We start from the raw sequence: 11790 nt of genomic DNA on the forward strand, positions 1-11790 counted from the left end.
GATACCTATGACTACGTTGAACGATGCATCTTTTTACAAAATATTAAAGGAGAAATTTCCACACGAGCCTACTCTTAAGCAAGCGATAGCACTGCAAAAACTAGCTACGTATATACTTTCTGACAGAAGGGACGATGTGTTCTTACTTAAAGGTTTTGCCGGTACTGGTAAAACAACCTTGGTAGGAACCTTGGTAAGCAGCTTGTGGAATACTAGAATGAAAGCTGTTTTGATGGCTCCTACCGGCCGGGCGGCAAAGGTGATGTCTAACTACGCGAATACGCAATCCTTTACCATTCACCGTAAAATTTATTTTCCTAAAAAACAGGGTGGAGGTGGTATCCAATTTGTTCTGGCTCCCAACAAGCATAGAAATACAATTTTTATTGTTGATGAAGCATCTATGATACCGGATGCCCCAACGGACTCTAAGCTTTTTGGTAATGGTTCCCTTTTGGACGATTTAATTCAGTTTGTGTATGGAGGCCATAATTGTAAACTGATCTTAATTGGGGATACCGCTCAGTTACCACCGGTGCATTTAAATTTGAGTCCTGCCTTGGATCCTGATAAATTGGCTCTGAATTATGATAAAGAGGTAGTGCGATTAGAATTGGACGAGGTAGTGCGCCAAGCTGAAGATTCCGGTATATTGGTGAATGCAACGTTACTTCGTGAGCAGCTACAAAGTAGTTTTGTAGATGAGTTTAAATTTCATCTCAGCAGTTTTAGAGATATTGTACGGCTAGTGGATGGGTATGAAATACAGGAGGCTATAGATACGAGCTATTCTGAAAATGGAAAAGAAGAGACCGCTTTTATAGTCAGGTCTAATAAAAGGGCTAACCTTTATAATGAGAATATCCGTAGTCGGATTTTATTTTTGGAGAACGAGATTTCCGTAGGGGATTATATGATGGTGGTCAAGAATAATTATTTCTGGTTACCTCCCAATACAGAGGCTGGTTTTATTGCAAACGGAGATATTATTGAGGTGCTGGAGCTGTTCGCAATAAAAGAGCTGTATGGTTTTAGATTTGCTGAAGTGAAGGTACAAATGGTAGATTATCCTAATCAAAAACCTTTTGAAACGGTATTGTTGTTAGATACCATTAAGGCGGAAACACCTTCATTGCCTTATGAGGAAGGGAATAGACTTTATCAAGAGGTAATGAAAGATTTTGTAGATGAATCTTCCAAATACAAGAAGTTTTTAGGGGTAAAGAGCAACAAGTACTTTAACGCTTTGCAAGTAAAATTTTCGTACGCTATTACGTGCCATAAATCCCAAGGTGGACAATGGAACACTGTTTTTGTAGAACAGCCTTATTTGCCCAATGGAGTGGATAGAGAGTACCTACGTTGGTTGTACACTGCTGTCACTAGGGCAAAAAAACAACTGTATCTCATTGGTTTTAAGGATGATTTTTTTGTTGGTTCGGAATAGGTTAAATTGCAACTTTGTAAAGTGTTGGGATGGAATCCGTTTTCTTCATTTAAGAAGACTTTTGTTTTAGTCTCTCACTCACCAGAAATAATTTTGTACTGTCATGACATTGGAAACTATTACCAGTATTTTTTTGGGTATAGGTTTGGCTGCTTCGGTGGGTTTTCGTGTATTCTTACCTCTTTTTGCATTGAGTCTTGCCTCGTACACTGGTGTATGGGAATTGAACGAGAGTTGGCAATGGATAGGTAGTGTAGCTGCCTTGATTACCTTAGGAGCTGCTACTTTTGTAGAAATTTTTGCATACTTCATACCTTGGGTAGATAATGTTTTGGATAGCTTTGCAGTGCCTTTGGCGGCAATTGCGGGTACTGCGGTAATGGTGTCTACTGTTGCTGATTTGGACCCTGTGGTAACTTGGTCTTTGGCAATTATAGCGGGAGGAGGAACTGCAACGGCCATAAAAGGGGCGGGCGCGACCAGTAGGTTGGCATCAACGGCAACAACTGGTGGGCTTGCAAATCCTGTAGTATCAACTGTAGAAACGGGTACAGCGGTAGTGGTTACAACTGCCTCTATTTTTGCACCTGTTCTAGCGGTAATTCTGGTGATAATCATTTTGGTTTTTATTTTTCGTATTTACCGAAAATTAAGGCCAAAACGGAATGAGCAAGCCTAAGATTCAAGTTGAAAAAGGTGAATTTTACGAGTAGCCAAAAGTATAATAGTTAACGATAATCAATACAGAGTGAAAATAATAGCCATGATACCGGCCCGTTATGCGGCATCTAGATTTCCTGCAAAATTAATGCAAGACCTTTCTGGGAAGCCCGTAATTCTACGTACCTATGAAGCAGCGATTAACACCAAATTATTTGATGAGGTGTACGTTGTGACGGATAGTGATGTTATTTTTAATGCCATCACTAATGCGGGAGGGAAGGCTCTAATGAGTCAAAAAGAGCATGATTGTGGTAGTGACAGAATTGCAGAAGCTGTTACTGAAATGGACGTAGATATTATCGTAAACGTTCAAGGCGATGAACCATTTACCGATAGAGAGAGCTTAGCGAGTGTTTTGGAAGTATTTAAAAATGATCCGGAAAAAGAAATAGACTTAGCTTCTCTTATGGTCAGAATTACGGATGAAGAGGAAATAAGCAACCCCAACACGGTTAAAGTCATAGTGGATAACCGTAATTTTGCGCTGTACTTTTCACGTTCTCCAATTCCCTACCCTAGAAATAAAGAAATTGAAAGTGTTTATTACAAGCACAAAGGTATATATGCCTTTAGAAAAAGTGCTTTAATGGCTTTCCAAAGACTGCCCATGTTGCCGTTAGAGGCGATAGAGAAGATTGAGGCCATTCGCTATTTGGAATATGGAAAAAAGATTAAAATGGTGGAAACTACCGTTTCTGGAATTGAGATTGATACCCCGGAAGATTTGAAAAGAGCGCAACAAGCATGGAGATAGATTATAGTAAAATTAAGGTTATCGGGTTTGATGCCGATGATACTTTGTGGATCAATGAGACCTATTTTAGGGAGGCTGAAGAAAAGTTTAGTGCACTTCTAGAAGGGTACGAAACGAAAAATAAAATTGATCAGGAATTATTTAAAATGGAGATTAAAAACCTTGAGCTATATGGTTATGGTGTAAAAGGTTTTATGCTTTCTATGGTAGAGTCTGCTTTAGAACTATCTAATAATCAGGTTTCGCAGCAGACCATTGAGGATATTTTAAATCTTGGTAAAGAAATGTTACGCCAACCGGTAGAATTATTGGAAGACGTAAGAAAAGTTTTACGTAAATTAAGCGGTAATTATCGCTTAATTGTTTTGACCAAAGGTGATCTTTTAGATCAAGAGCGTAAACTAGAGAAATCAGGACTTTCAGAATTTTTTCATCATGTTGAAGTTTTGAGCGATAAGAAAGAAGAGAATTATCAGCATTTGCTAGATCACTTAGAAATAGATGTGAAGGAGTTTTTGATGATAGGAAATTCACTAAAATCAGATGTTTTGCCATTAATAGATATTGGGGCGCAAGCAGTTCATGTTCCTTTTCATACCACATGGGAGCATGAGCAAGTGAAAATTAATGAAGGGGAGTATAAGTATCTGAAAATAAATAAATTGTCAGATATATTAGAGTATTTGAAATAGGATATGGAGTTAAAGAAAGATATGCGAGAGGAACAAGTGGCTGTAGGTGTTAAGCCGGAATTCAAGAATTTTCCGATGGTACCTAGAGTAGTTTTTGGTAAAGGAAGCTTTGATCAGCTAGGCGATATTTTAATGCCTAAGCGAAAGCATTCTGAAGCACCTTTTATTTTTTTGGTCGACGATGTTTTTGAAAATACAGAATTGGCCAAAAGAATTCCTTTAATCTTTAATGACCAAATAATTTTTATTTCGGCGGAAGAAGAGCCTAAAACGGTTCAAGTAGATGCTTTGGTGGACAAAATTAAAGATGAATACCAAGATTTGCCCTCGGGTATTGTTGGTATTGGTGGTGGAACCCTATTGGACCTAGCCAAAGCCGTTGCTATTTTATTGACCAATAATGGTAGCTCTTCGGAATACCAGGGATGGGATTTAGTTCATAAACCATCAATTTTTCATGTAGGTATACCAACCATTAGCGGTACGGGTGCCGAAGTTTCTAGAACTACTGTTTTATTGGGGCCGGAGAAAAAGTTGGGAATCAATTCGGATTATACCACGTTCGGCCAGGTCTTATTAGACCCGGATTTAACGCAAGGGGTTTCAAAAGAGCAATGGTTCTATACCGGTATGGATTGTTACATCCATTGTGTTGAGTCTTTAACGGGTACCTATTTAAATGCCTTTAGCCAGAGTTATGGCGAAAAAGCTTTGGATCTATGTAAAGAAGTGTATTTAGGCGATTTGTCTGAAGAAGAATCTAGAGATAAACTCATGATGGCTTCATGGCATGGTGGTATGAGTATTGCCTATTCTCAAGTAGGTGTTGCACATGCTATGAGTTACGGACTTGGATATTTGTTAGGAGTTAAGCATGGTATTGGTAATTGTTTGGTGTTTCAGCATCTAGAAGAGTTTTATCCTGAAGGCGTAGCACTTTTTAATAAAATGAAAGATAAACACGGTATTGAGCTACCTACGGGTATTTGCTCTAATTTGAGTGAATCCGAGTTTGAGACCATGATTAAAGTTGCAATGAACATGGTACCGCTGTGGGAAAATGCTTTGGGTAAGAATTGGAGGGATACCATTACTCCAGAAAAATTAGAATCTATCTACAGAAAAATATAGATTTACCCTTTTTGGGGAAATGAACATTTATTTACTATGGTTAAAGTGTTCTACATTTTTCCATTTGTAAAGTAACCCTCGTATGCAAAAACTGGCAAGTTTTATATATTTTAAGGTGATGGGCTGGAAAATGGTGGGCAATTTCCCAAGCCATTTAAACAAATTCGTCATCGCGGTTGTCCCGCACACCAGTTATGTCGATTTTTTTCTAGGATTGCTTATCCGAAAAGTATGGGATGAGCAAATCAACTTTGTAGGTAAGAAAAGCCTTTTTACATTTCCTTTCGGTTATATTTTTAGACGTTTAGGAGGTGAGCCTATAGATCGTAGCAAGAATAATGATATGGTTTCGGCCACGGTAAAGGTTTTTCAAAAGCGGGAGAAATTTAGATTAACAATTGCTCCTGAAGGCACCCGGAAGAAAGTTGATAAATGGAAAACGGGTTTTTACTATATAGCCAAAGGAGCTCAGGTACCTATTGTTTTAGTCGCTTTTGACTTTGGGAAAAAGCAAGTCAAAATTTCAGAACCATTATTTACTACCGCAGATAAAGAGGCCGATTTTGCAGTCTATCAAGAATTTTTTAAAGGGGTAGAAGGTAAAGTATCCAGATAGTTTTTTCGTTTTAATTACCTGGCAATTATTGTGTTATATTCGGTCTTCAACTTTTAACATTTTTTTTAAAACCATCTTGTTCATTCCTCGTAGGTATAGTTAAATATAAAAACGAACAGATGAAAAAAAATGTAATACAACTCGGTTTAGCAATCACAATAGGTTCTTTCTTAATGGTTTCATGTGATAGTGATGACGATACAGTTGAAATGGACCAGCAAGATGAACAACAAGTGCAATTATTCGCTTCCAACAATAGTAACGGAAACGTTACGGTCTATGATATGACCAGTGGAGAGGTGAGTACTTTGACTACAACTTCTACTGCTGCGGAAGGTATTTATTATGATGATGATACAGATGAAATCATTCAAGCATCAAGGTCTTCTAATCAATTGAACGCATTTGCGGATGTTTCTACTTTTTTGGTAGATGCTACAATTACAGCCTCTATTTCTAGCTCTGCGGATTTAGAAAGTCCAAGAGATATTGCTGTTGACGACGATTATATTGTAGTTGCCGATAATGCCGATGTAGATGGAAATACAGACACGCCAGATGGACGATTATTTATCTATACTAGAAGTAACGGAGAAATTAGTTTGAGGAACGTGGTTACTACGGATTTTGCCCTTTGGGGAATTGAAATGGTGGGCGATGATTTATATGCGGTAGTCGATAAGACAAACGAGTTAGCTGTTTATACTGACTTTGTTGCGTCTAATACAGCTGATGCTACGGTCAGTGCTTCAAAGCGTGTAGCTATTGAAGGAATTGTACGTACGCACGGTTTGGCTTATGATGATGGAACTATGGTTCTTACGGATGTGGGTGATGCTGCTTCCGACTCGGATGGGGCCTTTCATATTATTTCGGATTTTGATTCCAAATTTGGTGCTGTAGCAAATGGAGAAACTATGGTGGTAGAAGATAATCAAATTAGAGTTGCTGGTGCAAGTACCTTTTTGGGGAATCCAGTAGCTGCTGAGTACGATGCTGATTCAAAAATGGTCTTTATAGCTGAAGCAGCCAATGGCGGCGGACGTGTAATGGCATTCTCAAATACTGATGCAGGTGGAAATATTGCTCCTTCAGTGAACAATAGTTTAGCTTCTGCTTCTTCACTTTATTTTTATTCTAACTAGTCCCAAAAAAAATAAATAGTTGAATAAAGCGACCTGAAATTCAGGTCGCTTTTTTAGTTTTTAAACTGAATGTTTCATAGGTATTCCAACAGGATTTTAGAGCGTAATCGGATATCTTGGGTCACATAGTTTGGTTCATCTTCTGCATTTTTTCAGTAAAATATTAATTCACACCTCTTACTACATAGAGTATTCAATACTTTATAAAGAATGAAAGGGATTAGTTTAGGTTGACTCAAAGATATTTTACTAGCACGAATACGTTTGACTACAGTCTATATAGCCAGGTAATATCTTTTTATAATTCTGATGTTTTATTTAAGGCTTTAGGCGTGAAACCGCTTTGCAAAATTTTCATTGAAGAAAGATTTTGTGTGGCTGTAGCGAAGGTTATACTGTAAACGAAATGGAAAACATAGATTTTGAGATTGCTTTTACGAAACCTATTTCTAAAAATTAAACTAATAGTAATATGTTGATTTATATTGTTTTATGTTCTGTTAAATTGATTTTTTTATACGAGGCTGATTCGTATTTGATTGCTGAAATAAATTACAACTAAAGCTATTTTCAGGTATAGTTTAATTTTGGTCAATGTGCTTTTATTTTGAGAATTTATGATTGTACTGGAAAAATGTATAAGTGTAAATACAGCCGGCGAGTAGATTTTTGAAGATGTTATAATAGGATTTTTTTCGAAAATCGCGCTAAAGAAAAAAAACGGCCAAAATAAAAACAATACCAGATACATGGTGTAATCAACGCCAATCTTAAGTTTTAATAAAATAGATAACACTATATGTAATACATTATTGAATACACTTTTTAATATACCAAACCGAATGAATAACTGTTCCCCACTTGATCAAATTAGAATTATGAGTAAATCACTCCTGCCAATAACTACCATATTGGCAATTGTTTTTTTAAGTTCTTGTACGCAAAAGAAAAAAGGCTCTGAAGAAAAATTGCAAACCCAAGACACATTGGTTGTAAATAAAAACGATCCAACCCTTAAGGCCCTAAGTCCTGAGGAGAGTATGAAAAGTATGGAAATGCAACCTGGTTACAGTTTAGAACTGGTTGCAGCTGAGCCCATGGTGCAAGAACCTGTTCTTGTGGTTTGGGATGGAGACGGTAAAATGTACGTTGCCGAAATGAATACTTATATGCAAGATGCAGATTTTACCGGAGAGGGTGAGGCTAGATCCCGCGTGGTTTGCCTAGAAGATACGGATGGTGATGGTAAAATGGATAAGCGTACGGTTTTTGCAGATAATCTTTTGCTGCCAAGAATGGTACTACCTATGGGTGGTCGCGTAGTCATAGGTGAAACGAACACCACAGACCTCTATGTTTACGAGGATACGGATGGAGATGGTAAAGCGGATACAAAAGAATTGATATTCGAAGGAGGCAAACGAGGGGGGAATATGGAGCATCAGCCGTCGGGTTTAATTTGGAATATGGATAATTATCTATACACTACTTACAACCAATATAGGCAACGTTACAAAGATGGAAAAATTTATAGTGAAAAAGTCCCGGCAGGAAACGGTCAATGGGGAGTTTCGCAAGATGATTATGGTAAGGTATGGTACGTAAATGCAGGTAGGGAGCTTGGTCCGTTAAATTTCCAACAGATCCTTCAATATGGGCCGTTGTCATTAAAAGGAGAAGGTAAAGATTTATGGCAAACCGTATGGCCAATAGATAAGATTCCGGATACCCAAGGAGGGCGTAAGCGTTTAAGAAATGATAATACGCTGAACCACTTTACCGGTACGTGTGGTCCTGCTATTTTTAGAGGTGATCGTTTGCCCGAAGAGGTGCAAGGGGAATTGTTTTTCTGTGAGCCGGTCGGGCGTTTGATCCGCCGTAGCCAAATAGATGATTCCAGTGGAAAGACAATCCTTTCAAATCCATATGAAAAGGATAAAGGAGAGTTTATACGTACAACGGATGCCTATTTTAGACCTGTTAACATGAGTACCGGTCCTGACGGTTGTTTGTACATAGTAGATATGTATAGGGGAATTATCCAGCAGGGAAACTGGACCAAGCCTGGATCGTATTTGCGTAGCGTGATAGATACGTTAGATATGGCAAAAGTGATCAACAATGGTAGGATTTACAGGATTGTACATAAAGATTATAAAAGGGATACCAACAAACCACAGCTTTTGCAAAAGACAGCAAAAGAACTAGTTGGTTATCTGAGCCATCCAAACGGATGGTGGCGTTCAACTGCACAAAAATTAATCGTCCTCAAACAGGATAAATCAATAATTCCCGAATTAAAAAGTATTGTACTTTCCAGTTCCAATGAACTAGAAAAGATGCATGCATTATGGAGTCTTGAAGGTATAGGGGTTGTTGATAAAGAAATTATCAAGCAAATCGTTGATGGTGGAGAAGATAATATGATGATTCAGGCAATGCGAGTTGCCGAAGCATCTATTCTTGATGGGAATAAAGAATACCTTAAGATTTTTGAAGGTCTCAGAATACATGATAACCCCAAAGTGGTTATACAGTATGCACTTACACTAAAACGATGCATGAAGGAAGCGGCAGAAAAGAAACTTGTGGCCATTAAGGATATGCATAAGGGTAAAGACGGGCTTCAAGAGTATTTCTCATCCTTGATTCATACGTACGAAGCACAGCGTACGCGTATTGCCGAAGCTCAAAGGCAAAAGGAGAATAGACCGGTTTTTGAAATGGGTCAAAACAATTATAACAACTTATGCGCTAGTTGCCATGCACAAAATGGAAGGGGAACCAAATCAGGAGGCCTTACTTTGGCGCCATCGTTCTTTAGAAGCCAAATTATTGGCATTGAAAACCCAGATGCGATTATTGGTGTGGCACTGCATGGATTAAAAGGGCCTCTTAGAGGTGAAAAATATGGAGCGGATGTCATGACGCCTTTAAAATCCAATGACGACAAGTATATAGCTTCCGTACTGTCTTATATTAGAAATACTTTTGGTAACCGAGCTTCATACATAACTCCGGAACAGGTGGCGAAAGTACGTAAAGAAACGAAGGACCGTGAAATGTACACAGAAGCCGAACTAATTAAAATGGATACGACCTATGCCAAAGCGGTTGAACGAATGACGAAGAAATAGCTAGTAATGGTATATTAGAGCAATAAAAAAGTGAGGTTTAAAACCTCACTTTTTTATTATATTTCTATTTAGGAACTTTATTTGCTAGTCTAAATAATTGCTGAAGCTTACTCCTGCATGGTATGATATACATTCTGTACATCATCATCCTCTTCAATTTTTTCTAAAAGCTTCTCAACGTCGGCAGCTTCTTCTTCCGTAAGTTGTTTGGTTACTTGTGGAATACGCTCAAATCCGGAAGATAGAATTTCAATCTCTCTGTTTTCCAATTCTTTTTGAATAGCTCCAAAGCTTTCAAAAGGGGCGTAAATCAAGATTCCATCATCATCAACAAAAACCTCTTCTGCACCAAAATCTATAAGTTCCAATTCTAGTTCTTCAGGGTCAATACCTTCAGCGGGAATTCTGAAATTACAGGTATGGTCAAACATAAATTCTACCGAACCTGATGTTCCTAAACTACCATCGCATTTATTAAAATAACTACGAACATTGGCAACGGTTCTTGTATTATTATCCGTTGCGGTTTCAACCAATATAGCAATGCCATGCGGTGCGTAACCTTCAAAAAGCACTTCTTTATAATCACCAAGACTTTTATCCGAAGCTCTTTTAATAGCACGTTCTACATTGTCCTTAGGCATGTTAACAGATTTGGCATTCTGTATAACCGCTCTTAATTTGGCATTAGAATCTGGGTCTGGTCCACCCTCTTTTACTGCCATTACAATGTCTTTGCCAATACGTGTAAAAGCTTTGGACATTGCTGACCAACGCTTCATTTTACGTGCTTTTCTAAATTCAAAAGCTCTTCCCATAATCTGTAACTAAATATTTGTTGAAGATAGCAAATTTAATAAAAATGGTAATGGTTGCAAGTAACCGCGCCGCATCTATTCAAAAGAACTTTGATTATTTCGTTTTTATAGCAAATAATTAGCTATTCACTTTCTATAATTTCTTCAATGCTGTGAGCGAGTTTAAAATCTTTTTCGGTAATACCCTCTGCATCATGGGTGTTGAGCTTAATATTCAATGAGTTGTAAACATTGCTCCAATCGGGGTGGTGTTCTTGCGCTTCGCATTCAAAGGCAATTCGTGTCATGACGGAAAAAGCATCTTTAAAATCTTTAAATTCAAAAGAGGTTTCAATAGCACCATCTACATATTCCCAACCGCTAAGTTTCGCAAGTTGACTTTCAATTTCTTGTTCAGATAGTTTTTTCATAGGATTCAGATTGAGGTTTTATGTAAAAATTAATGCTTGTAAATTACACAAATCAAATCTCTTAGAGGTCTGGAAAGCGATTGTTTTTAATACTATCGCATTACATGGTGATCAATGATGTCCTGATAACCGAAATGTAAATTTTTAGGCAATTTATTGTCTTTTGGAAGCACTGCCAGATAGCGTTCTTCGTTAGTTGTAAATACCCGTTTGTAGATAGGTGTGAATTCACCAATGCGCTCAACTACTTCTTTTATAAAATCTTCATGGTGAACAAGGTCTTTACTGCCTAGATGAAAGATTCCCGTTTTATCTCGGTTGATAAGGTAATGAATTTGTTGGGTAAGCTTGTCATCATTGGTCACGTTCAAAACTAGGTTTGGAAAAACTTCAACCGGCTCATTGTCCCAAATGTATTTTTTTATGTCTTTTATTCTTGGAGAACCATTCCCAAAAATCATCGGTACACGTAGTATGCCCATTTTTTTCTGAGGTAGCCTTAATAGCATGTTCTCTATTTTTATCTTAAACCTTCCATACACACTTTCGGAAAGGGTTTTGTCGTGCTCGTACGATGGGTATTTTCTATAGGCGTCAAAGACATTCGCCGAAGAAATAAAATAAAGGCGGCAATCGTTATCTTTTAAATATTCTACAATATGTTGGTGCGCCGTAATCTGAGCGGCAAAATTGCCTCGCACGGCAGAGATAATAACTTGCGGTTTTAGATTTTCGAGAATGCTATAAATGTCATCCTCTTCCATGTCATATTTTAAGAATTGCTGATTCTTATCGAATGACCTCCTTGCGGAATTATAGGTGGCAAACGTATTGAAATAAGGATTTAGTTCCTTATAAATAGCGTTACCTATAAAGCCGCTTCCCCCAAGTATTAAAATTTTTTTAATCTCCAATCC

11 protein-coding genes are annotated in these 11790 nt (G+C 37.7%); 8 read left to right on the forward strand and 3 right to left on the reverse strand.

Features of this window, described 5'->3' with window-relative positions:
* The first annotated feature begins 7 nt into the window (after nucleotides 1–7).
* The 8 genes from P0077_RS14610 (at nucleotide 8) to P0077_RS14645 (ending at nucleotide 9645) form a co-directional block, all read left to right on the forward strand.
* Nucleotides 8–1447, forward strand: coding sequence for an ATP-dependent DNA helicase (locus P0077_RS14610; RefSeq protein ID WP_276165949.1), 1440 nt, complete (start codon nucleotides 8–10; stop codon nucleotides 1445–1447).
* Between the two features lie 103 nt (nucleotides 1448–1550).
* Nucleotides 1551–2126: a DUF4126 domain-containing protein gene (locus tag P0077_RS14615; RefSeq protein WP_276165950.1), complete on the forward strand. Its 576-nt coding sequence runs from the start codon at nucleotides 1551–1553 to the stop codon at nucleotides 2124–2126.
* 84 nt (nucleotides 2127–2210) lie between these two features.
* Nucleotides 2211–2924: a 3-deoxy-manno-octulosonate cytidylyltransferase gene (gene kdsB, locus P0077_RS14620; protein ID WP_276165951.1), complete on the forward strand. Its 714-nt coding sequence runs from the start codon at nucleotides 2211–2213 to the stop codon at nucleotides 2922–2924.
* Nucleotides 2915–3616: an HAD family hydrolase gene (locus P0077_RS14625; protein ID WP_276165952.1), complete on the forward strand. Its 702-nt coding sequence runs from the start codon at nucleotides 2915–2917 to the stop codon at nucleotides 3614–3616. Before kdsB ends, P0077_RS14625 begins: the two co-directional genes overlap by 10 nt.
* Before the next feature lie 3 nt (nucleotides 3617–3619).
* A complete protein-coding gene (locus tag P0077_RS14630; RefSeq protein WP_276165953.1) occupies nucleotides 3620–4747 on the forward strand; it encodes an iron-containing alcohol dehydrogenase family protein in 1128 nt (375 codons plus the stop codon).
* Between the two features lie 82 nt (nucleotides 4748–4829).
* Nucleotides 4830–5363, forward strand: a complete 534-nt coding sequence (locus P0077_RS14635; protein WP_276165954.1) for a 1-acyl-sn-glycerol-3-phosphate acyltransferase — start codon at nucleotides 4830–4832, stop codon at nucleotides 5361–5363.
* Nucleotides 5364–5482: 119 nt separating this feature from the next.
* Nucleotides 5483–6508 carry a YncE family protein gene (locus P0077_RS14640; protein WP_276165955.1) on the forward strand — a complete coding sequence of 342 codons (1026 nt, stop codon included), beginning with the start codon at nucleotides 5483–5485 and terminating at the stop codon, nucleotides 6506–6508.
* 878 nt (nucleotides 6509–7386) lie between these two features.
* Complete coding sequence (locus tag P0077_RS14645; RefSeq protein WP_276165956.1) at nucleotides 7387–9645, forward strand: DUF7133 domain-containing protein; 2259 nt, start codon at nucleotides 7387–7389, stop codon at nucleotides 9643–9645.
* Between the two features lie 107 nt (nucleotides 9646–9752).
* Here P0077_RS14645 and P0077_RS14650 read toward each other — a convergent pair whose 3' ends face one another.
* The 3 genes from P0077_RS14650 to P0077_RS14660 form a co-directional block, all read right to left on the reverse strand.
* The gene (locus tag P0077_RS14650; protein ID WP_194526493.1) at nucleotides 9753–10463 is read right to left on the reverse strand and encodes a YebC/PmpR family DNA-binding transcriptional regulator; all 711 of its coding nucleotides are present in this window, start codon (nucleotides 10461–10463) and stop codon (nucleotides 9753–9755) included.
* Between the two features lie 122 nt (nucleotides 10464–10585).
* Nucleotides 10586–10873 carry a 4a-hydroxytetrahydrobiopterin dehydratase gene (locus P0077_RS14655; RefSeq protein ID WP_276165957.1) on the reverse strand — a complete coding sequence of 96 codons (288 nt, stop codon included), beginning with the start codon at nucleotides 10871–10873 and terminating at the stop codon, nucleotides 10586–10588.
* Nucleotides 10874–10965: 92 nt separating this feature from the next.
* Nucleotides 10966–11787 carry a sugar nucleotide-binding protein gene (locus tag P0077_RS14660; RefSeq protein WP_276165958.1) on the reverse strand — a complete coding sequence of 274 codons (822 nt, stop codon included), beginning with the start codon at nucleotides 11785–11787 and terminating at the stop codon, nucleotides 10966–10968.
* Between the last annotated feature and the right edge of the window lie 3 nt (nucleotides 11788–11790).

This window comes from Zobellia alginiliquefaciens (assembly GCF_029323795.1).
GTDB lineage: Bacteria > Bacteroidota > Bacteroidia > Flavobacteriales > Flavobacteriaceae > Zobellia > Zobellia alginiliquefaciens.

What these genes read in the sequence shown, in the direction of transcription:
- P0077_RS14610 (WP_276165949.1), top strand. Translation starts at nt 8, where the DNA reads ATGACTACGTTGAACGATGCATCTTTTTACAAAATATTAAAGGAGAAA.
- P0077_RS14615 (WP_276165950.1), top strand. Translation starts at nt 1,551, where the DNA reads ATGACATTGGAAACTATTACCAGTATTTTTTTGGGTATAGGTTTGGCT.
- kdsB (WP_276165951.1), top strand. Translation starts at nt 2,211, where the DNA reads ATGATACCGGCCCGTTATGCGGCATCTAGATTTCCTGCAAAATTAATG.
- P0077_RS14625 (WP_276165952.1), top strand. Translation starts at nt 2,915, where the DNA reads ATGGAGATAGATTATAGTAAAATTAAGGTTATCGGGTTTGATGCCGAT.
- P0077_RS14630 (WP_276165953.1), top strand. Translation starts at nt 3,620, where the DNA reads ATGGAGTTAAAGAAAGATATGCGAGAGGAACAAGTGGCTGTAGGTGTT.
- P0077_RS14635 (WP_276165954.1), top strand. Translation starts at nt 4,830, where the DNA reads ATGCAAAAACTGGCAAGTTTTATATATTTTAAGGTGATGGGCTGGAAA.
- P0077_RS14640 (WP_276165955.1), top strand. Translation starts at nt 5,483, where the DNA reads ATGAAAAAAAATGTAATACAACTCGGTTTAGCAATCACAATAGGTTCT.
- P0077_RS14645 (WP_276165956.1), top strand. Translation starts at nt 7,387, where the DNA reads ATGAGTAAATCACTCCTGCCAATAACTACCATATTGGCAATTGTTTTT.
- P0077_RS14650 (WP_194526493.1), bottom strand. Translation starts at nt 10,463, where the DNA reads ATGGGAAGAGCTTTTGAATTTAGAAAAGCACGTAAAATGAAGCGTTGG.
- P0077_RS14655 (WP_276165957.1), bottom strand. Translation starts at nt 10,873, where the DNA reads ATGAAAAAACTATCTGAACAAGAAATTGAAAGTCAACTTGCGAAACTT.